General features: G+C 72.5%; 24 protein-coding genes. All 24 read right to left on the bottom strand.

What is annotated here, in order from left to right; all coding sequences use genetic code 11:
* Positions 1-29 precede the first annotated feature (29 nt).
* Complete coding sequence (locus F8568_RS19530; RefSeq protein WP_268896316.1) at positions 30-803, bottom strand: sugar ABC transporter substrate-binding protein; 774 nt, start codon at positions 801-803, stop codon at positions 30-32.
* A complete protein-coding gene (locus F8568_RS19525) occupies positions 800-1,612 on the bottom strand; it encodes a maleylpyruvate isomerase family mycothiol-dependent enzyme (protein ID WP_151594997.1) in 813 nt (270 codons plus the stop codon). Before F8568_RS19525 ends, F8568_RS19530 begins: the two co-directional genes overlap by 4 nt.
* A complete protein-coding gene (locus tag F8568_RS19520) occupies positions 1,609-2,316 on the bottom strand; it encodes a mycothiol-dependent nitroreductase Rv2466c family protein (RefSeq protein WP_151594996.1) in 708 nt (235 codons plus the stop codon). The genes F8568_RS19525 and F8568_RS19520 overlap by 4 nt, the downstream gene beginning before the upstream one ends.
* Entirely contained in the window at positions 2,313-2,936 is a 624-nt protein-coding gene (locus F8568_RS19515) for a TetR/AcrR family transcriptional regulator (protein ID WP_151594995.1), read from the bottom strand. The genes F8568_RS19520 and F8568_RS19515 overlap by 4 nt, the downstream gene beginning before the upstream one ends.
* Before the next feature lie 113 nt (positions 2,937-3,049).
* Positions 3,050-3,649 carry a TetR/AcrR family transcriptional regulator gene (locus tag F8568_RS19510; protein WP_151594994.1) on the bottom strand — a complete coding sequence of 200 codons (600 nt, stop codon included), beginning with the start codon at positions 3,647-3,649 and terminating at the stop codon, positions 3,050-3,052.
* Between the two features lie 82 nt (positions 3,650-3,731).
* Complete coding sequence (locus F8568_RS19505) at positions 3,732-4,706, bottom strand: hypothetical protein (RefSeq protein WP_151594993.1); 975 nt, start codon at positions 4,704-4,706, stop codon at positions 3,732-3,734.
* Complete coding sequence (locus F8568_RS19500) at positions 4,703-5,995, bottom strand: MCE family protein (RefSeq protein ID WP_151594992.1); 1,293 nt, start codon at positions 5,993-5,995, stop codon at positions 4,703-4,705. Before F8568_RS19500 ends, F8568_RS19505 begins: the two co-directional genes overlap by 4 nt.
* A complete protein-coding gene (locus tag F8568_RS19495) occupies positions 5,992-7,020 on the bottom strand; it encodes an MCE family protein (RefSeq protein WP_160573665.1) in 1,029 nt (342 codons plus the stop codon). Before F8568_RS19495 ends, F8568_RS19500 begins: the two co-directional genes overlap by 4 nt.
* A gap of 8 nt (positions 7,021-7,028) precedes the next feature.
* The gene (locus tag F8568_RS19490) at positions 7,029-8,066 is read right to left on the bottom strand and encodes an MCE family protein (protein WP_151594990.1); all 1,038 of its coding nucleotides are present in this window, start codon (positions 8,064-8,066) and stop codon (positions 7,029-7,031) included.
* On the bottom strand, positions 8,063-9,139 hold the full coding sequence (locus F8568_RS19485) for an MCE family protein (protein WP_151594989.1): 1,077 nt from the start codon (positions 9,137-9,139) through the stop codon (positions 8,063-8,065). Before F8568_RS19485 ends, F8568_RS19490 begins: the two co-directional genes overlap by 4 nt.
* A gap of 1 nt (position 9,140) precedes the next feature.
* On the bottom strand, positions 9,141-10,301 hold the full coding sequence (locus tag F8568_RS19480; protein ID WP_151594988.1) for an MCE family protein: 1,161 nt from the start codon (positions 10,299-10,301) through the stop codon (positions 9,141-9,143).
* Positions 10,301-11,365, bottom strand: coding sequence for an MCE family protein (locus F8568_RS19475; RefSeq protein WP_151594987.1), 1,065 nt, complete (start codon positions 11,363-11,365; stop codon positions 10,301-10,303). Before F8568_RS19475 ends, F8568_RS19480 begins: the two co-directional genes overlap by 1 nt.
* On the bottom strand, positions 11,362-12,213 hold the full coding sequence (locus tag F8568_RS19470) for an ABC transporter permease (RefSeq protein WP_151594986.1): 852 nt from the start codon (positions 12,211-12,213) through the stop codon (positions 11,362-11,364). Before F8568_RS19470 ends, F8568_RS19475 begins: the two co-directional genes overlap by 4 nt.
* Positions 12,214-12,223: 10 nt before the next feature.
* Positions 12,224-13,051: an MlaE family ABC transporter permease gene (locus tag F8568_RS19465; protein ID WP_151594985.1), complete on the bottom strand. Its 828-nt coding sequence runs from the start codon at positions 13,049-13,051 to the stop codon at positions 12,224-12,226.
* A gap of 333 nt (positions 13,052-13,384) precedes the next feature.
* The gene (locus F8568_RS19460; RefSeq protein WP_151594984.1) at positions 13,385-14,608 is read right to left on the bottom strand and encodes a cytochrome P450; all 1,224 of its coding nucleotides are present in this window, start codon (positions 14,606-14,608) and stop codon (positions 13,385-13,387) included.
* 14 nt (positions 14,609-14,622) lie between these two features.
* A complete protein-coding gene (locus F8568_RS19455) occupies positions 14,623-15,459 on the bottom strand; it encodes a mycofactocin-coupled SDR family oxidoreductase (protein WP_151594983.1) in 837 nt (278 codons plus the stop codon).
* Between the two features lie 31 nt (positions 15,460-15,490).
* A complete protein-coding gene (locus F8568_RS19450; protein ID WP_151594982.1) occupies positions 15,491-16,183 on the bottom strand; it encodes an SRPBCC family protein in 693 nt (230 codons plus the stop codon).
* Positions 16,180-16,680 carry a (2Fe-2S)-binding protein gene (locus tag F8568_RS19445; protein WP_151594981.1) on the bottom strand — a complete coding sequence of 167 codons (501 nt, stop codon included), beginning with the start codon at positions 16,678-16,680 and terminating at the stop codon, positions 16,180-16,182. Before F8568_RS19445 ends, F8568_RS19450 begins: the two co-directional genes overlap by 4 nt.
* A complete protein-coding gene (locus F8568_RS19440) occupies positions 16,673-17,548 on the bottom strand; it encodes an FAD binding domain-containing protein (RefSeq protein WP_151594980.1) in 876 nt (291 codons plus the stop codon). The genes F8568_RS19445 and F8568_RS19440 overlap by 8 nt, the downstream gene beginning before the upstream one ends.
* Positions 17,545-19,902, bottom strand: coding sequence for a xanthine dehydrogenase family protein molybdopterin-binding subunit (locus F8568_RS19435; protein WP_151594979.1), 2,358 nt, complete (start codon positions 19,900-19,902; stop codon positions 17,545-17,547). Before F8568_RS19435 ends, F8568_RS19440 begins: the two co-directional genes overlap by 4 nt.
* A 541-nt stretch (positions 19,903-20,443) precedes the next feature.
* Positions 20,444-21,526 carry an acyl-CoA dehydrogenase family protein gene (locus F8568_RS19430; protein WP_151594978.1) on the bottom strand — a complete coding sequence of 361 codons (1,083 nt, stop codon included), beginning with the start codon at positions 21,524-21,526 and terminating at the stop codon, positions 20,444-20,446.
* Entirely contained in the window at positions 21,526-22,737 is a 1,212-nt protein-coding gene (locus F8568_RS49685) for an acyl-CoA dehydrogenase family protein (RefSeq protein ID WP_151594977.1), read from the bottom strand. Before F8568_RS49685 ends, F8568_RS19430 begins: the two co-directional genes overlap by 1 nt.
* Positions 22,734-23,717, bottom strand: coding sequence for an acyl-CoA dehydrogenase family protein (locus tag F8568_RS19420; RefSeq protein WP_151594976.1), 984 nt, complete (start codon positions 23,715-23,717; stop codon positions 22,734-22,736). Before F8568_RS19420 ends, F8568_RS49685 begins: the two co-directional genes overlap by 4 nt.
* A 37-nt stretch (positions 23,718-23,754) precedes the next feature.
* On the bottom strand, positions 23,755-24,900 hold the full coding sequence (locus tag F8568_RS19415) for an acyl-CoA dehydrogenase family protein (protein WP_202125151.1): 1,146 nt from the start codon (positions 24,898-24,900) through the stop codon (positions 23,755-23,757).
* Positions 24,901-24,996: the final 96 nt, after the last annotated feature.

The following is a 24,996-nucleotide window of genomic DNA, read 5'->3' as shown; positions in this document are numbered from 1 at the left end:
GGCCGGGACTCCGGGCCCGGCCGCCGCGGTCATTGGACGCCGGCGCCCTTGCATTTGGCGGCGTAGGCGCCCTTGCATCTGGCGGCGTAGGCGCCCTTGCACAGGTCGGCGGCCTTGACGAACTGGTCGTCGGTGACCTGCTTGACGTTGTCCTTGAAGACGCCGATCGGGATGAGCAGCACCGAGGGCACGTCGCGCTTGCCCTGCGGGTCGTTCACGGTGGCGCTGGTCTCGCCCTTCTGGCCTTTCAGCAGGGAGATGGCGAGCTTGGCGGCGGCGTCGGCCTCCTGCTTGACGGGCTTGTACACGGTCATGCACTGGGTGCCGTCCAGGATGTTCTGCAGCCCCTGGAGGGTGGCGTCCTGCCCGGTGATGGCGACCTTGCCGGCCCGCCCGTTCTTCTTGACGATCGCCATCGCGGCGTTGCCGAGGTTGTCGTTGGCGGCCAGCACCCCGTCGATCCTGCCGTGCTGCTCGGTGTACATCTGCTCGAAGATCGTCGCCGCCTTCTCCGGCTTCCAGTCCGGAACGGCCTGCTCGGCCGCCTTCTTGTAATCGGCGACCTTGTCCAGGATGTTGTGCGCGCCCTTGGCGAACAGCGTCGCGTTGTTGTCGGTCGGCGAGCCGTTCAGGTAGGCGATGTTGGACGCCTTGCCGCCGAGGCACTTCTGCAGACCCTTGCCGAGCTCCTCGCCGACCTTCACGTTGTCGAAGGAGACGTAGTAGTCGGAGACGCCGCCGAGGGTCAGCCGGTCGTAGTCGATCGTCTTGACGCCCTGCGGACGTGGTCGCGCTGCTCTCAGATCGTGAAGGCCAGGTTGTCGAGGACCCTGCGGCCCAGCTCGCGGTCGCCGGCGACCTCGACGGAGTCGTGCGCGGTGGTCCGGCCGCCGCAGAGCCGCAGGAACAGCGTCGACGGCAGGCGCAGCGCCGTCGTCGGCTCCCCCGCCGCGCCGTCCACCAGCCGGGCGCGGCCGTCGACCTTGACCGCCAGGCCGCGCCGGACCGGTCCGGTGAGGTCGAAGAGGACGGTGCTGCCGTCCGGCGCCGCGGCGCGCTTGCCGACGACGAACCCCAGGGCTCGGGCCGCTTCGTCGACGGCGGCATCGGCCGCCGGGCCGTCCTCGTTCCCGGGCCGGCCGACGGCGGCGCGGACGTCCTGCTCGTGCAGGTAGCAGTCGTAGATCCGGATCTGCATGAACCGGCCGTAGGTCGCCTGGCCGGCGGGCGTCCAGCTCGGCGCGCCGAACTCGGCGTCCGACATCCCGGCCAGCATCTCGGCGCGGCGGGAGGTGACGTCGCGGAACCGGGCCAGCATCGCCGCGGGCTCCTGCTCGCGCAGCGCCGTGACCCACTGCTCGTTGACCGCCGCGATGTCGTTGCGGACGTGCGGCAGCGCCGAGACGTCGACGCCGGTCTCGGGCACCGGCTCGCCCGCGAGCATCGACTCGGTGCCGATCAGGTGCGCCACGACGTCGGTCACCCGCCAGCCCGGCAGGCAGGTCGGGCGCGTCCACTCCGCATCGGTGAGGCCGGTGAGCAGCCGGTCGAGCGCCGCCCACTCGCCGACGAGCGCGTCGGTCACGTGTTTCCGGTCCGCGTCCCGGCTCATGCCGAACCGCCCTTCGTGGAGTCCTCGGGAATCTCGATCACCCGGCCGCGGTCGATGCTGACCCAGTCGCGGCCGCTGAGGTAGGGCTGGAGCGCCCGGTGGATGCGCCGCCGCTCGGCGTCGCCTTTCGGACGCTGGATCTCGAAGAGGTCGGGGAACTCCAGCATCCCGGTGACGGTCTCCCAGAGCCGCACGGCGCGGTCGCCCGCGGGCGGGTCGATCAGCACCGGGCCGAACAGGCACTGGCCGTCGGGGAAGAACAGGGTCGGCACGCCGAAGCCGCCCGCGTCCACGACCCGGCGGTGGTCGGCCAGGACGTCCTCGTGCGTGCCCGCGTCGGCCAGGGCCTCGTCCAGCGCCGAGGCGCCGAAGCCGAGCCCGTCGAGGAGCCGCCGCGCGACGTCGGGATCGTGCGGCCTGCCCCCGCGCTCGTGGAGTTCGGCGCCGATCGCGCCGTACCAGGCGTCGAGCGCCGCCATGTCGCGGCGGCGCAGCAGCGCGCCGATCCGCATCAGCGACCAGCCGTACGACCACGGCCGCTCCCACGGGTGCTTCTTGCCCTCGGCGCGGTTGACCTCCTCCAGGCTGAAGAACCGCCAGGCGACCTCGATCCCGAGCCGGTCGCGCACCTCGCGCAGCCAGACCGAGGTCGCGTAGGCGAACGGGCACATCGGGTCGAAGTGGAAGTCCACGGCCTCGGTCATGCGTGCTCCCGGAGGTTGGCGGCGATCACCTGGTGCAGGGCCCGGGGGATCTGCGACGCGTCCGACCGGCCGGTCTTGGCCAGCAGGATCATGCCCTGGAACTGGGCGACCAGGATCGTGGCCAGCAGATCGGGGTCGGCGCCGTCGCGCAGCGCGCCCCGGTCGGCCGCCGCGCGGCACAGCACGGCGAGGCGCCGCTCCCACGCGGCGAACACCCCGGCGAGATGCTCGCGCAGGCCGTCCTCGGTGGTCGACAGTTCGGCGGCGAGGTTCCCGAACGGGCAGCCGACGACCCGCCCGAACCGCGCCTCGAAGCCCGCCTGGATCTCCCCGACCGCGTCGGCCATCGCGTGCAGCCGCGCGGCCGCGTCGTCCGCGTCCCCGCCTGCCGCACCGCCGTCGGCCGCCCGGTCCAGCCGCGCGAACAGCGCGGCGGCGTGGTGGTCGATGACCGCCTTGGCCAGGTCGGATTTGGCCGGGAAGAAGTGGTAGAAGCTCCCGCGCCGCACATCGGCGGCCGAGCACAGCTCCTCCACCCCCACCGACTGGTAGCTGCGGGTCAGGAACAGGCGCGCGGCACTCCTCACCAACCGCTCGCGCGCGTCGCTCGTCCTGGGCACGCTTCTCACCCTCGCGGATAGTTGACCGGTCCGTCAAGAACCCTCGGGGCCCACCGCGGCGGGAACGGGGCGGAGGGAACGTCGGCGGCGGCCGCGCGCGGGGAGCGGTCGCGTCAGGGGGCGGCCTTCGCGAGCAGGGCGGGCGTCAGCCAGCGGCGCAGGAAGGGACGCGGGTCGTCCCCGGTGGCCTCGGGCACCGAAAGGTAGGAGTAGAGCAGGCGCATGAAGAACTCGGCGAGACCGGCGAGCTCGCCGTCGTCGTAGCCGAGGGCCGTCCAGTCGATGGCGAGCCGGGACAGGAAGTCCTTCATCTCGTCGAGGGCGGCGGCGGACAGGATGTCGGGGCCGAACATCGGGGCGCGCCCGGTGGCGAAGATCATCCCGACGTGCGGGTCGCGGGGCAGCTGCTCCACCCCGACGGCGAACACCTCGACGAGGATCTCGGCCGGGTCGGTCAGCGGCCCGATGGCGGCGGTGATCCGCGCCTCGAACTCGGCGGCCGCGGCGAACCCCGCCGCCTTCATCAGCTCGTCGATGTTGCGGTAGTAGCGGTACACGGTCGCGCGGGTGACGCCGAGCTCCTCCGCGACCTGCGTGAAGCCGGTCTTGTGGGCGCCGTACCGGTCCACGCACCGGATCAGCGCGTCGATGATCCGCCGCCGGGCCTCGTCGTCGTCGCGGGGAGGGTCGCCTCGCCACCCATGCGTGCGCATCAGTGCCTTTCACAGCGGACGCTCCGGTCGGAGCGGTGAGGGAAGCCGGCGTGCGGCCCGGGGGCGGCGTCGCGCCCCCGCGTCACCGCGACGGCCGGGCCGAGGGGGTGGCGCCCGGCAGTCCGGAGGAGCCCTTCCCGCCCGGGATCGGCTTGCCGTTCTCGTCGGTGGCGGACTCCACGCCCTGGCTCAGCAGCGTGATGTTACCAGCCAGCCATTTCCCCGAGACGAGCTTCATGCTGAGCGCGACCGTGGCCCCGTTGTTGGCCTGCACGGTCTTGCCCGTCGTCACCCTGGTGTTGATGACCACCATGACGTTGGCGGCGCCGTGCTTCACCGCACCGGGGTACACGCCGGTGACGGTGGCGCGGGAGCTGACCTTGTTGGTGGTGAAGTAGCTGGTCAGGGTGTCGGCGGTCGGCCGGATGGCGTCCGCGGCGGCCTTGGTCAGCAGCGGGTACTTCGCGGCGAACGACTGCGCCATGTGCTGGTAGTCCCAGTTGAAGAAGACGTCGGCGACCTTGCGCGCGCTGGCGGCGAGGTCGCGCTGCCGCCGGGCGTCCGCGGACAGGTCCCCCTTCTGCTGCCAGACGACGCAGAGGAGCGCGCTCACCGCGACGAGCGCGACGGCGGGGACGATCGTCAGGACGCGCGTGACCAGGGTCCGGCGGCGGCTCTTCTTGCCGAACGGTCCGCTCGCCAGGGACGCCGCCCACACCTTCGGCGCGACTTCGGGGACCCGGGGCGCGGACGCGGCCGCGGCCTTGCGCGTGAAACGGCGCGGCGGCGGCTTCTCCGCCGGCGCCTTCTCGGCCTCCTCGGCTTCGCCGGCCGGTTCCGCCGCCTCGCCTGCCGTCTCCTCGTCGCCTTCGCCGGGCTCCGCGGCGGCGCTCTTCTTCCTGACGACGACGTAGACCTGCTCGTACTCCTCGTCGGCGCCGTCGGCGTCGCCGGCGTCGTCGGGGCGGTCGTCTTCGGCGGCCTCCGCGATCACGTCCTCGTCGACGTCCGGGGCGTCCTCGTCGGCCGTGCGGGCGGCCGGGGCCCTGGTCTTCATCGGCTTCTCCTTCTCCAGTTCGGGCGCCGGGCCAGGCCGAGCATGCCCATGAAGACGCGCAGCAGGACCAGGCCCGCCACCAGGGGCGGCAGATAGATCAGCCATGCCGGCGGCCCGTGGTGCTCGGTGCCGGAGGCGGCGGCGTTGCGGGCGGGAAGGGTGGCCGGCGCGGTCGCGGCCGCCCCGGAACCGTTCTTGCCGGCCGTCTGCGACTTCTTCAGCGGCGGGCTCTGCTGGGCGGGCAGGTCCACGCCCGGGCAGGTCGGGATCCTCGGGATCGAGGGCAGCGGGCTCAGGTTGCGGTTCTCGACCGCGCTCTTCACCGGCGTGAGCGTCAGGAGGAACTTGATGTTGAGGTTGGGCTCGCCGTTGACGAACGTGATGACGCCGCGCATCGCGGACGCCAGCTGCGGCGACCACTGCAGCCCCCTGGAGAGGTCGCTGACGTTCCGGTCGTTGAGCAGCCTCGGGAGCGCTCCGCCGAGCGCGCTGAGCATGCACTGCATGGCGGGCTTCGACTCCCGCAGCACCGCGTTCGTCCGGGCGAGCAGGTCGGGGGTGGTGGCGAGGACCTGCTTGAGGGACTCGTTGGCGGCGGCGAGCGAGGAGGTCATGTCGGCGGTGCCGGAGATCCCGGCGGCGAGGTCGTCCCGCTTTCCGGCGAGGACGCCGGTGAGGGTGCCGAGGTTGGTGATCAGGCTGTCGAGGGTGTCGGTGCGGTCGGCGAACGTCCTGGCGAGCTGGGAGGCGCCGTCCACGCTGAGCCGCAGGGTGTCACCGCGCCCGTCCAGGCCCCGCGCCAGCTCGTGCGTGACGATCTTGAGGTTCTTCGGGTCGAGCCCGTTGATCGCCTTGTTCACCGAGGCGAACAGGTCGCCGTAGCTCTCGGTGACGCTGGTGCGCGACAGCGGGATGACGTCGCCGGGCCGCATCGGCGGCGCGCCGCCCCCGCCGCTCGCCGGCTCCAGGTCCACGTACGGCTCGCCGATCGCGGACTTCAGCGCGGCGGCGGCGGTCGCGCCCCGCGGGATCCGCTCGCCCTTGTCGATGTCGAGCCGGACGACGACCTTGGAGCCCTCCAGCCGCACCGAGTGGATCTTCCCGACGGCGACGCCGAGGTAGGTCACGTCGAAGTTCGGCTGCAGGCCCGGCGAGCCGGAGAACTGCGCGGTGATCTGGTACGGGCGCGAGAAGGGGTCGAACCCGAACACGCTGCGCACGGCCCAGACCGTGAGGACGACCCCCAGCACCCCGAAGACCGCCAGGTTGACGACGACCCGGCGGGTCACCGGTTCGGTCCCAGCATGCGGACGAGGGCCTCCAGCGACGTAGGCGTCTTCCCGGCTCCCCTGGTGGCCGACCCGTTGAAGTCCATCACCGGGTAGGTGAGCAGCTGCCCGTTGTAGACCTGCCGGGGCATCCGGGACACGAACTCCTGCAAGCGGTTGATGAGCGTGCCGAGCTTGGTCTTGTCGGACGCCAGCACCTGCATCGTCGGGCCCATCTGCTCGATGATCCGGCGGAGCTGGTCGGTGTGGCCGATCAGGACGGTGTCGTTGACCGTCCGGGCGAGGTCGGACAGCGAGTGCACCGCGGTGAGGATCTTCTGCCGGTCGTCGGCCAGCATCTTGGTGGCGTCGGACAGCCGGCCGGGCAGCTGCCGCAGCGAGCCCTCGTGGTCGGCGAGCTTGCGGCCGAGCACCGCGAGGTCGTCGACGGCCTGGCCGAGCTGCTCGCGCCGCTCGCCGAAGGTCTTCAGCAGCGTGTCCGCGTTGGCGATCATCGCCTTGAGCTGGGGCCCGCGCCCCGCGAACGCGGTGCTCGCGGTGTGCACGAGCCCGGGGGCGTCGCCGTCGGCGATCGCGCCGACCAGCGGGGCGGCCCTGCCGACGATGTCCTCGAACCCGGGACTGGTCGTGGTCTGGGCGATCCGGGCGTGGTCGGCGAGGAAGGGCCCCTGGTTCAGGGCCCGGCCCGGCGGCGGCTGGATCTGCACGTAGTTCTCGCCGAGCAGCGAGGTCGTGGTGACCTTGGCCGTCGAGCCGTCCGGGATGTGCACGCCCTTCTTGATCGACATGGTGACGCGGGACCGGTAGCCGTGCCCCGCGTCCACCAGCGCGACCTTCGTGACGGACCCGACCGCGACGTCCGCGACCTTCACGTCGTGCCCGGCGACGAGGTTCTGCACGTCGGTGAAGTCGGCGGTGAGGGTGAGCGGCCCCTTCGGCGCGTGCAGCGTCTGGATCGAGCAGCCGGACAGCACCGCGCAGCCGAGCAGCGCGAGCGTCCCGGCGAGCAGGAGAGATCGTCTCACGGTGGCTCCTACTGGCAGTTGGAGTAGGGGGGCGGGAGGGGGCACGGCACGCTCTCGTCGATCGTGGGCGACTTCAGGGCCGCGGCCAGGTAGGACCGCGCGAAGTTGTCGAGGGTGACCCGCAGCATGATCGCGTGATTCTCCGGCTCGTAGGCGTTGACGAACTGGAACGCGATGTTCGGCAGCGCCTGCAGGACGCCGCCGAGCGTGTCCGCACTGCCCTTGAGGGTCAGGCTGACCTGCGCGGTCTTGTGCAGGTCGGAGGGGATGGTGTCCTGGTGCATCTTGATCAGGACGTCGCCGCGCTTGGCCAGGTCGGCGATGGCCTCCACCAGCGTCCGGATGCTCTGCCGCTCGTTCGCCAGCGTCGTCGACACCTTGGAGAAGTCGCTGACCAGCGTTCCGAGGGTCTTCTCCCGGCCTTTGACGATGCCGGCGAGCCGGTCGAGGTTCTGCGCGACCTGGAGGAGCTGCTTGTCCTGCCCGGCGAGGTTGTTCATGAGCTGCCCGGCCTGCTGGAACGCCTGGTTGAAGGCGGCGCCGTTGCCGTTGAGGCTGCCCGCGGCGGTGCCGAGCGCGGCGTCGGCCTTGGCCGGGTCGAAGTTGTCCAGCAGCTTGCCGAACGATTTGAGGGCGTCGTTGACCTCGACCGGGACCTGCGTGCGGTCGGTGCGCAGCACGGCGCCGTCGGGCATCTTCGGCAGGCCGGGGTGCCAGGCCGGGCTGAAGGCCAGCGTGCGCTCGCCGATCAGGCTCAGCGGCACGATCGCGGCGGTGGCCGTCGCGGGCAGCGGCACGTCGCCGTCGATCGACGCGACGACCCGGACCTGCCCGTTCAGCGGCGTGACCGAGTCGACCTTCCCGACGTTGACCCCCATCACCTGCACCCGGGACCCCGGATAGAACGACACGGCGCGGGTGAAGTAGGCGGTGACCTTGTACGACGGCCCCGTTGACAGCGGGCCCGCCAGCACCGAGCAGCCGCTGAGCGCGGCGCCCAGGACGGCCGCCGCGGCCGCCGCGAGGAAGCGGGACGGGCGCCTCATCCGAGGGCTCCCGTCGGGACGAGCGGGTAGTTCGGCGGGTTGAAGTTCGGCTGCGGCCCGACCACGCCGGGCTGCACCGGGCCGAATCCGACGAACCCGCCCTCCATCCACCGGCCGTCGCGGCTGCCGGCGGTGCCGAGCCCGTAGAACGCGGGACCGAACCAGGCGAGCGCGACGTTCATCGACGGCAGGTTGTCGCCCGCCAGCGTGTTCGCGGCGAGGTGGAAGTCGTTGAGCACCGTGTTCAGCTCTTTCTGGTGCTTGGCGAGCGTGTCGTCCAGGGTCTGGACGACACGGCTGCCGCTGCCGAGCGCGGCGGCGAGGTCGTCCCGCCGCCCCGCCAGTTCCTTCAGCAGATCGTCGCCGTAGTCGAGCAGCTGGGTGAGCTCCCGGTCCTTGGCGGCCAGGGCGCCGCTGAGCTTGCCGCTGTTGGCGATGATGGCGGCGACCTGCGGGAAGGAGTCGTTCAGCGCGGCGCTGACCTTGCGCAGGTCGGCGAGCATCTTCGCGGTCTCCTGCTGGGACGGCAGCTTCACCTTGGCGGCCTCGTTCAGCAGCCGGTCGATCGACTGGGCGTCCAGCTTGCCGGCGATCGTCGACGCGGAGCCGAGCGTGTTGCTCAGCGTGTACGGGATGCTCGTGCGCTCCAGCGGGATGCGGCGCCGGCCTTCCGACAGCGACCTCAGGTAGGGCTTCGCCACCGGCCCGGACAGCCGGACGTACTGGCCGCCGAGCAGGTTCGACAGCCGGATGTCGGCGTGCATCCGCGGCCCCAGCCTGATCCCGGAGTCGACCTTCCAGGTAATGACGACGTGGCCGTTGCGGAAGTCCGGCTCGATCTTGGTGACCTTGCCGACGTCGACCCCGGCGAGCTGCACCTCGGCGCCCTTCTGCAGGCCGCTGGTCCCGGCGAAGACGCCGCTGACGGTGTAGCCGCCCTTGAAGAGGCCGAGCGATCCGTAGGCGTAGGCGGCCAGCACCAGCGCGGCCAGCGCCGGGATCGTCACCGCCGCTATGGCCACGGGATTGCGGTCCCGGAACGACCGCGCGAACGCGTCCCTGGTCCGGCCCATCTCACTGCCCCCCGTTCTGGCCGCCGAGGAACGCCATCTTGACCATCGCCTGGAAGACCTGCTGCTGGGCCGGGGTCAGCCGCGCGTCCTTCGGGCTCACCGCGGCTCCGCCTCCGGTGCCGGATCCGGCGCCCGAGGGGACCGCGGGCGGGGGCGGCAGGTTCTCGGGGAACGGGCAGGTGTCGCTGTAGACGACGTTCATGCACAGGGCGTTGCCGCGCAGGAACTTGCCGCCGTCCATGAGGGTCAGCAGCGCCTGCAGCGCCGAGGGCAGGCTTTTGATCATCTTGTCGAGGTCGCGGATCCTGCGGTGCGCGACCTCCATCAGGTCGTTGGTGCCGCTGACCAGCCGGCCGAGCTGCGGCGCGGAGCCGCCGAGGACCTTGTCGAGGTTGGTCGACAGGTCGCCGAGCCGGGTGCTCGCGGTGCCGATCGCGGCGCGGTCCTGCGCGAACGCCCGGGTCAGGTCGGTCAGGTTGCCGATGGTCTCGGTGATCTGCCGGTCGCGGGCGGCCAGCGCGTCGGTGACCGTCTTGTAGTTCCCGATCATCTGGCGGACGGTGCCGCTGCGGGCGCTCAGCGTCTGCAGCAGCGCCGCCAGGTTCGTCGACATCTGGTCGATCCTGTCCTGGTTGCCGTCGAGCGCGGTGGCGAACGACTCCAGGACCTTGTTGATCTCGTTCGGGTCGAGGCCGCCGACCAGCGGGCCGAGGTTGTTGATGAGCGAGCCGAGGTCGGCCGCCGACCTGGTCCGGGTGATCCGCTGGCCGTCCTTCAGCATGGTGCCGCTGGACCCGGTCTCCAGGTAGATCTCGCGCTTGCCGATGAGGTCCTTCCAGCGGATGACCGCCGAGGAGTCGGCCGGGATGCGCAGCGAGTCCTCGATCTTCATCCCGACGACGGCGCGGCCGTCCACGACCTTCACCGAGGTGACCCGTCCGACCGGGGTGCCGGCCACCTTCACCACATCGCCGCTGCGCAGCCCGCTGACGTCGTCGAACGTCGCGCGCAGGTGCAGGCCGGCGCCGAGGTCCGTGCCGACGATCCGGAACGCCATGTACACGGTCAGCACGGTGGTGGCGATGCCGAACACGATGAACTTGCGGGCCGACCGCATGTCCAGTCCCTGCCTGCGCAGCCGCAGGCGGCGTGCGGGGGCCATCAGTTACCCCCCTTCGGCGGGTTCGGCTTGTTCGGGACCGCCGGCTCGATCGGCCCGCAGATGCCGGGCAGCGACTCGCACAGGGCGTTGCTCGGATTGATGTGGATGGTGACCCGCGACAGCAGCGTGCCGTGCGGCCCGGGGATGTTGGCGATGCCGGCGAGCTGCGTCAGGATCAGCCCGCTGCTGCTGATGAGGTCGGGGAAGTAGTCGCGGTACTTGTAGAGGACGCCGGCGGCCGGGGTGAACGCGTCGAGGACGCGGCCCGGCGCCTTCGGGTTCGCGGCGAGGATCTGAGTGAGGGTGCGGGACGACTCGTCCAGCCCGCCGAGCAGCTCGTCGAACTGGCCGGGGTCCTTGGTGAGGGTCGGCGCGACGAGGCTCAGATCGTCGGTGATCTTGCCGATCTCGTCCGCGTGCCGGGCGGCGGTGCCGGCGAGCGCGCCGCCGTTGCCGATGATGGAGCCGAGGTCGCCGCTGCGGCGCGCGGTCGTGCCGAGCAGCTTCGAGGAGTCGTCGACCAGCCCCGCGAGCTCGGCCCCGCGGCCGTCCAGGCCGGTGCCGAGCGACCGCATGATGGTGGCGATGTCGTTCGGGCCGAGCGCGTCGAGGAGGTCGACGGTCGGCGCCGCGATGTCGTTGAGGTCCTGCGGGTCGCTGGTCTTGGCGATGGTGCCGCCGTCGTGCAGGTACGGTCCCCTGCCCTCGCCCTGGCCGGGCCGCAGGTCGACGAACTTCGGCCCGAACGCCGACAGCGGCGAGATCGCGGCCTCGGATGTGGTGGGCGCGTGGACGCCGTGGTCCAGGCGGATCCGCACCAGCGCCTTCCCCTGCGGGGTGAGGCGCACCGAGGCGACCTGGCCGACCTTGACGCCGCGGATCTTGACGTCGGAGCGGTCGTCCAGCCCTTCGCCGGCCCGGCCGAACGTCGCCGTCAGGTAGGTCGATCCTGGGTGGGTGTCGCGCGCGGCCAGGTAGGACGCCAGCGCGGCGCCGGCGACGAGGGCCGCGCCGATCGCGCCGAACCGGCGGCGGCTGCGCGGTGTGAGATCGACGGTCCTCATCCGGTCAGGCTCACTGTTCCGCCGTTGCCCCAGAAGATGTAGGACAGCAGCAGGTTGACCATGACGATCGTGACCATGGACTCCCGGATGGCCTGCCCGGTCGCGAGCCCCACCCCGACCGGCCCGCCGGTGGCGTTGTAGCCGCGGTAGCAGTGGACGAGCACGATGATCACCGTGAAGATGACGACCTTCAGGACGCTGTAGAACACGTCTATCGGCGGCAGGTAGAGGTGGAAGTAGTAGTCGTAGATCCCGGGCGAGATGCCGAAGAAGTCGATGGAGATGATCCGGGTGGCGAAGAAGCTGGCGAACAGCGCCAGCAGGTAGAGCGGGACGAGCGTGATCAGCGCGGCGGCCAGCCGGGTGCACACCAGGTAGGCGAGGGAGTTGATGCCCATCACCTCCAGGGCGTCGATCTCCTCGGAGATGCGCATCGCGCCGAGCTCGGCGGTGAACTGGCCGCCGAGCTGGAACACCATCGCGACGCCGGCGATGATCGGGGTCACCTCGCGCACGTTGGCGTAGCTGGCGATGATCCCGGCGAGCGACTGCACGCCGACCCGCTGCAGCCCGGGGATGGCCTGCAGGCCGACGGTGGTGCCGGTGAAGAACGACATGAAGAAGATCACGACGACCATGCCGAGGCCCATCACGACCGCGCCGACGCCGGCGCTGATGTCGCTGACCTGGCGGACGACGGCCTTCAGGTGCTTCCCGCGCGCGATGTCCACGACCATGTGGTGCAGGACCATGCCCGAGAAGACCAGGAACTCGGTGAACTCGGGGGCGCGCGGGCGCCATCGGCGGCGCAGCACGACGGCCGCGCGGTACGGGACGATCGAGTTCATCGGCGCTCCGTCAGATCCGGGGTGGGAAGAGGCTGTAGGCCAGCGTGGACAGCACGTAGTTCGCCGCGAACACCAGCATCGCCGCGACGACGGCCGACTGGTTGACCGCCCGTCCGACACCGCTCGCGCCGTACCGGCAGGTCATGCCCTTCCAGCAGGCCACCGCGGCGGCGATGAAGCCGAACACCCACGCCTTGAACAGGGTGATCAGCAGGTCCGACAGCTGCAGGAGCGACGTGGCCCCGTCGAAGTAGGAGCCGGGCGTCACGCCCTCCCGGACGACGTTGAAGAAGAAGCCGCCGGCGATGCCCGCCAGGATGATCAGCGAGCAGAGCATCACGCCGACCGTGCTGGCCGCCCAGAGCCGGGGCGTGACGAGCCGGTGCACCGGGTTGATGCCCATGACCTCCATCGCGTCCAGCTCGTCGCGGATCCGCCGCGAGCCGATGTCGGAGGTGATGGCCGAGCCGCCGGCCCCGGAGATCAGCAGGGCCGCCGCCATCGGCGCCACCTGGGTGACCAGGGCCTGCACGACGGTGGCGCCGGTGCCGGACTCGGCGCCGATCTGCCGGACGATCTGGCCGACCTGCAGCGCGATGGTGCCGCCGAGCGGCAGCGCGATCAGCATCACCGGCAGCGTCGTGACCCGCGCGATGAACCAGCACTGCTCGACCCACTCGACCCACCATCGGCGCACGTCCCAGGTCTTGCGGAAGCCCTCGAGCGTGATCGCGAACAGCAGGCCGGCCTGCTCCAGCCACCCGAGCAGCAGCCGTCGCGGCGCCCCGGCCCAGGTGAGCCGGGGCGCGCGCAGGCGGTGTCCCGCGGCCGCGCTCATGGACGCGTTCCCTGCCGTTCGCACATCGGCTGCTCCCCCTCGCCGGACGGCGGCCCGAACCGCTTCGAGAATCTTCGGAATTAGCTGCGAGAGTCAAGTTCTTCAATTTGAGAATCCGAGTATGCATTTTCGGAGTCTCTGACTCTCATCAGGCGAGAGACAGTACATCCTCGGCCTCAAGAAGTGTCAAGTGGCTGTACAGCACAAGACGCGGACTGTGCGTTATCACAACGGGCACTTGCCCGCCGCACGCGAAAGCCTCCGAGCGCCGGCCCGCGTGCGCCACCGCGGGCCGGCTCCGGCCTGGTCTCCCGCTCCCCTCAGAGCGAGGCGTCAGCGCAGGACGAGCGGCAGCCTCTCCCATCCCCGGACGGTCGAGGTCTGCGCCAGCTTGGCGCCGTCCCAGTCGACCTCCCAGGTGGGGAAGCGCCGCAGGATCTCCTCCAGCGCGATCCGGCCCTCCAGCCGGGCGAGCGCGGCGCCGAGGCAGTAGTGCGCGCCGACGCCGAACGCCAGGTGCTGGCCGATCTTGCGGTGGATGTCGAAGCGGTCCGGGTCGGGAAAGCGCCGCTCGTCGCGGTTGGCGGCGGCGAGGACGAGCATCAGCGTGCCGCCCTCCGGCACCGTCCGCCCGTAGAACTCCACGTCCCGCGTCACGTACCGCGCCATGTAGGGGCCGGGCGACTCGTAGCGCAGCACCTCCTCCACCGCGTTGGGGATCAGCGACGGGTCCTCGACGAGCTCGCGGCGCTGGTCGGGGTGCTGGGCGAGGACCGACGCCATCCACCCGATGAGCCGGCCCGTGGTCTCGTTGCCCGCGCCCGCGACGACCGTGCAGTAGACGAGCACCTCGTCGCGGGTGAGCGTGCGCCGCTCGCCGTTCTCGTCCTCGAACTCGGCGTTCATCAGCATCGTCATGAGGTCGTCGGACGGGTGCTCGCGCCGCCAGTCGATGTAGTCGCCGAACATCTCGTTGCTGAGCCCGGCGCCGCCCTTCAGATCCATCTGCCCGCCGGCCTCGGTCCGCAGGCTCTCGTCCGCGGACTCGCGCAGCGCCGCCAGGTCGGAGTCCGGGATCCCGAACAGCATGCCGATGACCCGCATGGGCATCTCGGTGGCGACGGCCTCGATCAGGTCGAACCGGTCCCGCCCCACCAGCGGATCGAGGGTGCGCACGCAGAACTCGCGCACCCGCGGCTCCAGCTCGGCGATGCGGCGCGGGGTGAACACGCGCACCAGCAGCCGGCGGTGGATGTCGTGGATCTCCGGGTCCTCGAAGATGACGGTGCCGGGCGGCATCACGATGCCCGACTTGACGAACTCCAGGATGTTGCCGCGCGCCGAGGAGAACGTCTGCCAGTCCGGCAGGCACCGGTCCACGTCCTCGAACCGGCTGAGGGTATAGAAGTCGTGCTTCTCGTTGTAGTACAGCGGCAACTCGTCGCGGAGCCGCCGGTACGTCGGGTAGGGGTCGGGGGTGAGCCGCGGGTCGTAGGGGTCCCAGGAGAAGGCCTCGCCGGTGTCCGCCTCGCGGGTGCTCGTGTCTTCGGTGCCCATCTGGTCCCTCCGGGTCACTTGAGCATCGAGCCCGCGTCGATGGGGAGCGGGACTCCGGTGATGTAGCGGGCCTCGTCGGAGACGAGGAACAGGACGGCGTTGGCGATGTCCTCGGCCTCGACCCAGGGCACCGGGAGCGCGTTCATCATCTGCGAGATCGGCGCCATGTCCTCCTGGGTCGGGTTCTCCAGGTCGGGACGGAACATCCGGTAGGTCAGGTCGTTCAGCAGCATCGGCGTGCCCACCTGCGTCGGGTGGACGGAGTTGACGCGGATGTTGTGCTGCGCGAGCTCCACGGCCATCGACCGCATGAGCCCGACGACGCCGTGCTTGCCGGCGACGTAGTTGGCGATGTTCGGGTGCGCCTTGAGGCCGCCGACGGAGCTGGTCAGCACGATGGACCCGCCGCGCCCTCCGGCGATGAGGTGCGGGATGGCGGCCTTGCCGGTGTGGAAGACGCCGGTCAGGTTGACGCCGATCGAGTCGGCCCACAGCTTCTCGTCGAGGTCCTGGATGGGGGCGCCGTCGGCGGCGAGCCCGGCGTTGGCGATGACGATGTCCAGCCGGCCGAGCTGGGTGACGCCGTCGTCGACGACGGCCTTCAGCGCGTCGTAGTCGCGGACGTCGGCCTGGGCGGCGACGATGCGGCGGCCGGTGGCCTTCACCTGCGCCACGGTCTCGTCGAGGTCCCCGGGGGTGGACATGGGGATCGGCACGGTGTCGAGCTGCTTGCAGATGTCGACCGCGATGATGTCCGCGCCTTCCTGCGCGAGGCGCACGGCGTGGGCGCGTCCCTGGCCGCGGGCGGCTCCGGTGATGAACGCGACCTTGCCTTCGACTCGTCCGGGCATCGCTTCCTCTTCTCTTCGGTGGGGGGATGGGCTACGGGCGCCCGGCCCGCCGCCGGCGGCGGACGGCCAGGAGCACCACGAGCAGGGCGAGGGAGGCCGCGGCCGGGGCGGCGGCGAGGCGGACCGCGCCCGGACCGGCCGTGCGGAGCAGGTCCACGGGCGCGGCCTGCCGGGCGGGGGCCGCGGGTGCCTCGGGGGCCGCGGGTTCCGCGGGGGCGGCGGACGCGGGCGGCGCGTCCCCGGTCCCGGTGGAGGCGTCCGGGACCGGGGGCGCGTCACCGCCGGGCGCGATCTCCTCGGCGAGGTTCGCGGCGAACGTGCCGAGGAGGGCGGCGGACACGTCGGCGAGGGCGCCGCGGCCGAACTGCGCGGGCTTGCCGGTGATGGCGAGGTCGGTCTCCACGTGCACGTCGGTGGCGTCGCCGCGCCCGGTGAGCCGGCAGGTGACGACGGCCTTGGCGGTGCCGCCGCCGCGGGTCTCGCGCCCGGCGGCCTCCAGCACCGCGACCCCGGCGTCCTCGTCGAGGGACACGAACGCGACCGACCCGCTGTAGGTGAGGCCGATCGGACCGAGCCGGACCTTGACCTTCCCGTGGTAGCGGTCGCCGTCGCGGGAGGTGAGCGCCGCGCCCGGGACGCAGGGGGCGATCCGCTCGATGTCGAGCAGGACGCGCCATGCCTCGTCCGCAGGCACGGGGATCGTGAAGGCGTTTTCGAGTCTCATCCGGTCTCCTCCGGTGCGGCGGTGCCGCCGGGCGCGCCCGCCGCCGCGCGGACGGCCTTGAGGATCCCCTGGTAGCCGGTGCAGCGGCACAGGTTGCCGGACAGGCCGTCGCGGATCTGCTCGTCGGTGGGGCCGGGGTTGTCGCGCAGGAACGCGGTGACGGACACGACGAACCCGGGCGTGCAGAACCCGCACTGCAGCCCGTGGTGGTCGCGGAACGCCCGCTGCACCGGGGAGAGCTCGCCGTCCGGCGAGGCGATCCCCTCCACGGTGGTGATCTCGGCGCCGTCGGCCTGCACGGCGAGGACGAGGCAGGCCCGCACGGCCTGCCCGTCCAGCAGCACCGTGCACGCCCCGCACACGCCGTGCTCGCAGCCGAGGTGGGTGCCGGTGAGCCCGCACCGCTCGCGCAGGAAGTCGGCGAGGGTGAGCCGGGGCGGGACGGACGCGCTCCGCGGCCCGCCGTTGACCCGCATCCGGACGGTGACGTCAGCCATTCGCCGCCTCCTCGGCGGCGCGCCGCCATGCCCGCGCCACGATGACGGCGCCGACGTGCGCGCGGTGGTCCGCGGACGCGTGCAGGTCGGCGGGGACCGCGTCCAGCTCCCCGACGGCCGTGCGCCCGAGTTCGTCCGCGTCGATGTCGGTAAGGGCGGCACCGGTCACGGCGGCCTCAGCGCCCGGGGCGCGCAGCGGCGTGGAACCGAGCCCGAACAGCCCGATGCCGCACCGGGCGACGCGGCCCGAGCCGTCCAGCTCGACGGCGACCGCCGCGCCGGCGATGGCGAAGTCGCCGCCGCGCCGCGCGAACTCCTCGATCGCGAAGCCGCTGCGGCCGCTGCGCACCGGGAGGTCGACCGCGGTCAGCAGCTCGTCCTCGTCCAGCGCGGTGCTCCACAGGCCGGTGAAGAAGTCGCCGGCGGGGATGGTGCGGGTGCCGCGCGGCGAGACCGCTTCCAGCTCCGCGTCGAGCGCGAGGACGACGGCGGGGTACTCGGCGGAGGCGTCGGCGTGCGCCAGTGACCCGCCGACGGTGCCGCGGTTGCGGATCTGGAAGTGCCCGATCAGCGGGGTGGCGCGGGCCATCAGCGGGACGGACCGGGCGACCTCGGCGGACCGCGCGACGGCCGCCTGCGTGGTGCCCGCGCCGATCCGGACCCTCCCGCCGCGCTCCTCGACGCCGCGCAGGCCGTCGAGCCGGCGCAGGTCCACGAGGTGCTCGGGGTTGGCGAGCCGGAGCGCGAGCATCGGGACGAGGCTCTGCCCGCCCGCGATGGCCTTGGCGTCCTCGCCGAGGTCGGCGAGCAGCCCGACGGCCTCGTCCACGTCCCCGGGGACGTGGTACTCGAACGACGGCGGTTTCATCGCGGCACCGTCCCGTCCCCGCCGCGCACCAGCGCGACGATCGTCTCGGGGGTCAGCGGCAGGCTGGTGATCTCGGCGCCGAACGGGGCGAGCGCGTCGGCGACGGCGTTCGCCACCGCGGGCGGCGCCCCGATCGCGCCGCCCTCGCCGACGCCCTTGTAGCCGCCGGGGCCGGGCGACGGCGTCTCGACGTGGCCGTACTCGATGTCGGGGATCTCGGCGGCCGTGGGCAGCAGGTAGTCCATGAAGGTGGTGGCGACGGGGTTGCCTTCGGCGTCGTAGGCGAGGTGCTCGCAGAGCGCGTTGCCGATGCCCTGGACGACGCCGCCGGCGATCTGCCCCTCCACCACGTTCGGGTTGATCATGGGGCCGCAGTCCTCACTGACGATGTAGCGCAGCAGTTTCACCGCGCCGGTGACGATGTCGACCTCGCAGGTGCACAGGTGGGTGGCGTTGGCGTAGACGAGCGGGTGCTCCGGCCGGTACCGGCCGGAGGCCTCCAGGCCCGCCGGCACGCCCGGCGGCAGGGTCTCCGGCTGGAAGTAGGCGGCATTGGCGATCTCGGCGAGCGTGACGCCGGACTCGGGCACGCCGCGGACGCCGGCGCGCCCGTGCTCCAGCTCGATGTCGCCGGGGTCGGCCTCCAGCCGGTGCGCGGCGATCGCGATGATCCGCTCCCGCAGCACCGACGCGGTCTCGCCCACGGCGCCCGCGGTCATCGAGCCGGAGCGGCTGCCCGCCGCGCCGCCGCCGAACGGGGTGACGGCCGTGTCGCCCTGGACCGTGCTGACGTCGGCGATGTCCACGCCGAGCGCGTCGGCGGTGAGCTGCACGACCGTGGTCTCGATGCTGTTGCCGCTCGACCCGCCGGACACGTACACGTTGACCTTGCCGGACGGCTCGATCCGGATCGTCGCGCCCTCGGTGGCGTGCAGCCCGACGGCGGCCGAGGTCGGTTCCACGTACGTGCAGGTCCCGACGCCGATGTAGCGCCCTTCGGCGCGGGCCCGCTCCTGCTCGCGGCGGAACGCCTCGTAGTCGAGCATCTCGAGGGCCTGCTCGAACGTCTCCAGCGGGGTGATGTCGTCGTAGGGGATGCCGCACGGGTTGGTGTAGGGCAGCTCGTCGCGGCGCAGCAGGTTGCGGCGGCGCACCTCGGCCGGGTCGAGGCCCAGCTTGCGGGCGGCCGCGTCCAGCAGCAGCTCCCGCGCCAGCGACTCGAACTGCCACGGCCCCCGGTAGGCGGTGCGGCCGGAGGTGTTGGAGAACACCGACGACGTCGCCCACGCGGCCTTCGGGACGCGGTACGGGCCGGGGAAGAACATCCCGACCGCCGCCGACGTCCCGACCGGCCACGGCACCGGATAGGCGCCGACGTCCTCGACGTAGTCGATCGCGGCGGCGAGGATCGCGCCGTCGGAGCCGAGCGCGATGCGGGTGTCGGCGTGCGCGTGCCGGGACATGCCCGCCGACTGCAGGTTCTCGCGCCGGTCCTCGATCCACTTCAGCGGGCCGGGCACCTTGCGCGCGGCCAGCATGACGCACATGTCCTCGCGCTGCGGGATCACCTTCTGGCCGAAGCCCCCGCCGGTGTCGCGCATCACCACCCGCACCCGCTGCTCGGGCAGTCCGAGCAGCCGGGAGCAGAACAGCCGCACCTCGTGCGGGGACTGCGTCGCCGCCCAGATCGTCAGCTCGCCGCTCGGCGCGGACCATTCGGCGACGATCCCGCGCGTCTCGATCGGCACCTGGCTGCAGGCCTGCTGGCGGATCGTCCGCCGCACGACCACGGGCGCCTCGGCGAAGACCGGCTCGACGTCCTCGAACGGCGCGCCGGGGAACTCGCCCGCGAGGTTGCCCGGGTAGCCCTCGTGCACCAGCTCCCCGGACTCCCCGGCGGCGGCGTAGTCGACGACCGGGGGCAGCGGCTCGTAGTCCACGGCGACCAGTTCGGCGGCGTCCTCGGCGACGTAGCGGTCGGTGGCGACCACCATCGCGACGGGATCGCCGACGAACCGGACCTCGCCCTCGGCGAGCGGGGGGCGCGGGGTGTCCGGGACGTCCTTGCCGATCAGCGTGTACCACTGCTCGCGCACGTCCGGATTGAGGTCCGCGGCGGTGAACACGGCGTGGACGCCGTCGAGGGCGAGGGCCTCGGCCGCGTCGACGCCGACGATCCGGGCGCGGGCCAGCGGGCTGCGGACGAAGCAGGCGTGCAGCGTCCCGGGCCGCACCACGTCGTCGACGTAGGTGCCGTGCCCGGTCAGCAGCCGCGGGTCCTCCACGCGCGGGACCCGCGTCCCGGCGTACCGCGCCGCGGCCGCCGGGGCGCCGGTGGCCGGCGCGCCGGTCACCGGCGCACCGGCCCGGGCGTCCGCCCGCCGGCGGACGGCCGGGCGGACGTGGACAACTCACCCAACGGGGGACCTCCCTGTGCCAGGTGCGCGGCCGTCGCGCGCACACCGTTCCGCATTGCTCCCGGGGCCGCCGATCGGCCGCTCAAGGATGTTGAGCACCTGCTTAGCATCGTTCCGAAAAGGCGGTCAATACCTCGACTGAGCAGGGCTTATGCTATTTAGATCAAGGAATGACGGCATGCCGGATCGAGCGCCCGCGCGTCCTGCGAGAACGGCCGGACGAGATCCGCCGCGCGATCGGTAAGAAAATTCTTATTTTTTTTGGTGTGATTCTCTCTAAGCGATAATGGGCTTACCATGAGGTCGCGGCGATCCGCGTCCCGCCCCGGTCGCCCGGGCGGCCACGGGTCCCGGACGACCTGACCGAACAAGATCTGAGAATCTGTATTGTCTTGCCGCAGAGTCCACCTCATCCGGGCGCGAAACGCAAGAGGCGGAGCGGCACGGTGTCGCCGGAGTCCTCGCCGGCCGCCCGCGATCAGCGGTATCGGCGGGCGATGCGGCGCCGGTGGGCCGCGGGCGAGCCGAACAGGGAGCGGTCGAGCATCGCGCGCTTCAGGTGGACGTGGACGCCGCTCTCCCACGTGTAGCCCATGCCTCCGTGCAGCTGCATCGCCTTCCCCGCGACGTCCACCGCGGCCTCGCCAGCGTAGGACTTCGCCATGGACGCCGCCACCCAGCCGTCCGGGTCGCCGGCGGACAGCGCCCGCGCGGCCGCCTCCACGAGGCGGCGCGCCACCGCGACCCTGACGAACATGTCGGCGCAGGCGTGCTTGACCGCCTGGAAGGATCCGACCGGGCGGCCGAACTGCTCCCGCACGCCCACGTAGGCGACGGTCGTGTCGAGCATGGCCTCGCTCAGGCCGAGGCCGTCGCAGGCGACGGCCACGGCGGCCCGGTCGCCCAGGTGCCGGAAGGCGGCTTCGGGGTCCGCGGCGAAGCGCCGCACCGCGCCCTCCGCCACGACCGCGGCCTCGGCGGTCACCCGGCCGAAGGCGCGCGACGCGTCCAGGAGCGGCTGCGCGGTCACGCGGATCCCCGCGAGGTCCGGCCGCGCGTCGACCATGACGGGTTCGCCGCCGGGCGCGAGGGCGGGCAGCAGGAGCCGGTCGGCCCCGGCCGCGTCGGGCACGAACGCCGCGTCGCCGTGCAGCAGCAGGCCCCGCGCCGAGCGTTCCAGGCGGAACGGCGGCCGGGCGGCGACGGCGGTGCCGGTGTCGCCCGCCAGCGCGACCGCCGGCAGCGCGGCCCCGGACGCGATGCCGCGCAGCAGCTCGTCCCTGTCCGGTCCCGGCTCCAGCAGGTCGAGCGCTGCGACGCTGAGGACCGCCGTGCCGAAGTAGGGGGTGGACGCCGCCGCCCGGCCCATCTCCTCCAGGACGACCGCGACCTCCGCGAAGGTGGCGCCCGAGCCGCCGAGCGCCTCCGGCACCTCGAGGCCGGGCCAGCCGGAGGCGGCGATCGCCTTCCACCCGGGCGCCCGGTCCCGGCCGGCGCCGCCGAGCAGGTCGCGCGCGACGGCGCGGAGCTCGCCGTGCAGATCGGAGAAGTCCGTGCTCATCAGCCGCTCCTGGATTCGCGGGGCAGGCCGAGGCCGCGCTCGCCGATGATGGTGCGCTGGATCTCGCTGGTGCCGCCCGGGATCGTCCACTCCCACGAGCCGATGAAGTCCAGCGCCCAGGCACCCGACTCCCAGCCGCTGGACAGGGGTTTGCGCAGCTCGGCGTGCGCGGCGGGTCCGGCGATCTCGGCGCCGAAGGCGGTCATCCGCTGCAGCAGCTCGCTGTAGAAGAGCTTGACGACGGAGGCGTCGGCCGGGCCGGACGTGCCCGCGTCGTGGCGTTCCACGAGGTCGCGGCAGAGCGCGCGCAGAGCGGTCAGCTCGGTCTCGAAACCGGCGAGCCGGTCGGCGACGAGCGGGTCCTCGAGGGGAGGCGCGCCGCTGAGGCCGGAACGGGCGCACGTCTCCACCAGCCACCGGAAGCCGGCGTTGCCGAGCCGCTCGGCCAGCTCCAGCATCGTCATGCCGCGCTCGGCCCCGAGCGTCTCCTGCGCCACCCGCCAGCCCTCGTTCTCCCGCCCGACGAGCCCGGTCCGGGGGATGACGACGTCGTCGAGGAAGATCTCGCAGAAGTGCGACTCCCCGGTCGCCTGCCGGACCGGGCGGACGTCGATCCCAGGCGTGCCCATGTCGAGCAGGAAGTAGGAGATGCCGCGCCGCTTAGGCGCGTCGGGGTCGGTGCGGGCGAGCAGCAGGCACCAGTCGGCGTGCGCGGCCCCGCTCGCCCACACCTTCTGCCCGTTGACGACGTAGCCGTCGCCCTGCCGGCGAGCGGTGGTCGAGAGCGCGGCCAGGTCGGACCCGGCGCCCGGCTCCGAGAAGCCCTGCACCCAGATCTCGCCGTCCAGGATCGCCGGGAGGTGCCGCCGCCGCTGCTCGTCCGTCCCGGCGGCGAGCAGCGTCGCGGCGGCGTGGTGGATCGCCACGAACGCCAGCACCAGCCGCGGCGCGTCATGGGCGGCGAGCTCCTGATAGAGCACGATCTGCTCGGCGACCGGCATCCCGCCGCCCCACTCGGCCGGCCAGTGCGGGACGGCGAACCCGGCGCGGCGCAGCTCCTGGAACCACGCCTTCTGGAAGGCGACGAACTCCTCCTCCCCCACGCCCGTCTGCGCCTCCCGCCAGCCGGCGGGGATGTGCTCGCGGCACCATTCCCGCACCTCGGCGCGGAACTCCCCGACGTCCTGCGCCGTCCGGCGGGCCCCGGTCACCCCGCCGCCCGTTCCCGCGCCCCGTCGGACCGCCCGGTGCCGAACGGCCCGGTCAGGCCGCGCCGGCCGAGGCGGCGGGTCAGCCGGTCGCGCGTCCCCGACGGTCCGAGCGGCAGCCGCCGCAGCGGCTGGCTGTAGCGCGACAGCCAGGACAGGAACGCCTCGTCGCAGAAGCCGATCGCGCCGTGCAGCTGGTGCGCGACGCGGAAGACGACGTCGGCCGCCTCGACGGCCGCGAGCCGGAGCGCGAGCGCGTCCTCGACCGCCTCGGCGCGGCGGGACTGGACGCTCCACAGCGCGTACTTCGCCAGCGACACCGCCCCGCTTCGCTCGACCTCCGCCTCGGTGAGCTGGAAGCGCACGCTCTGGAACCGCGCGAGCGCCTGCCCGAACTGCTCGCGGAGCAGGACGTGCTCGCGGGTGAGGTCGATCGCCCGGTCGAGCATCCCGAGCAGCGTCCAGCACGGCAGGACCAGGCCGAGCGCGAGATCCCGCGCGCCGTCTCCGTCGCCGTCTCCGGCGGGGCCGTCGGCCGGCCGCAGGTCCAGCCGCGCGACGAAGGCCGAGGTGCGGGGCGGGTCGTCCGGCGCGCGGGCGACGGCGTCGCAGCGGCGGCCGTCCAGCGTCACCGCCGTCCAGTGCGGGTCGAGCCCGGCGACGGCGGCGGCGGGACGGGCGCCGTCCACGACGAGCAGCCCGCCGGCGCCGGCGGGGCGGGCCAGGCGCTCGGCCACCGGGAAGGGGATCGCGAAGTAGCCGGCGCTACGGCACAGCGCGGCAGCCGCCTCCAGCTCCGCCGCGTCGCCCCGGGGATCGAGGTCCAGGGCGCCCAGTTCGTCCAGGACCGGCCCGACGAGCGCCGCCCTGCGCCCGGGTTCGCGTTCGGCGGTCCGCACGAGGTCGTCGCCTCCGGCCGCCTCGAACGCCCGCACCGCCTGCCGCCCGTACTCGGCGGCCTCTTCGCTCAGGTCGATGTTCATGGGGCGCCGGGTGCCGGGCTCGTGCTCAGCGGGCCGGTCATGACGCCAGCAGCGATCGGGAGAGCAGGATCTGCTGCATCTCGATGCTCCCCGACGCGACCGTGGAGGCGCGGGAGTAGCGCCAGTGGTCCTCGACCTGCAGGCGGAACCGGCGGGCCTGCGCGCCGTCCGGCCCGGCCAACGCGACGATCTCCATCAGCACGTCGGCGCTGTCCTGGTCGAGCTTGGTCACCGCGATCCGGTAGGCGGCCGCGTCCGCGGGCCGCACCGTGCCCTTGTCCTGTTTCGCCACCACCTCGTAGGCCAGCAGGCGGGCGCGCCTGCAGTGCGTCAGCATGCGGGCCCACCGCCCGCGCAGCTCGTCCGGGAGGTCGTCCCAGCGGTCGCCGAGCACCGACGGCGCGGCCTGGAGCAAGCGCTCGCACCGGGCGTAGCGGGCGATGCCGACGCGCTCGAACGACAGCACCTCCTGCACCACCTCCCACCCCCGGTCGACCTCGCCGAGGACGTCCGCGCCGGTCACCCGCAGGTCGCTGAAGAAGACCTCGTTGAGGTGGTGCGGCCCCATCATGGACGCGATGGGCCTGACCTCGATGCCCGGCGCATCCATCGGCACGAGGAAGATCGTCAGGCCCTGCTGCCGCCGCTCCCCCTTCGAGGTCCGGGCGAGCAGGAAGCACCACTGCGCCATGGTGGCGTAGGACGTCCAGATCTTCTGGCCCGAGATCCGCCAGCCATCGCCGTCCCGCCGCGCGGCGGTGCGCAGCGACGCCAGATCCGAACCGGCGTCCGGCTCGCTGAACCCCTGGCACCAGATCACCTCACCGCGCGCGATCGGCGGCAGATGCCTGCTGCGCTGCTCCGCCGTGCCATGCCGCATGATCGTCGGCCCCACCCAGTTCACGCCCATGTACTGCGCACCGCGCGGCTCATGATGCGCCCACATCTCCTCGCGCACCACCGTCTGCTCCCACACCGAAGCACCCGCCCCGCCGTACTCCTCCGGCCAGGCCAGACACAGCAACCCGCGCTCGGCGAGCACCCGGCAGAAACCCTGCGCCGTCTCCAGATCGGCCGGATCATCGGTGAACGCGCCCAGGAAGTCCGCGGGGACGTTCTCGGCCACCAGCCTGCGCAGGTCGCCGCGGAGGGCGGTGGCGGCCTCGCCCATCGTGAAATCCATGGCGATGACGCTATTGCAATCATTGTAAGGATTGCAATACTGCCTTTGCTTATCCGATCACGGTAGACTCGCCGCATGATCCATCAGCTCCGCCGG

This window comes from Actinomadura physcomitrii (genome assembly GCF_008923205.2).
GTDB classification, from domain to species: Bacteria; Actinomycetota; Actinomycetes; order Streptosporangiales; family Streptosporangiaceae; genus Spirillospora; species Spirillospora physcomitrii.
Note: the sequence above shows the minus strand (reverse complement) of the source record. Positions and strands in the feature narration are given on the sequence as shown.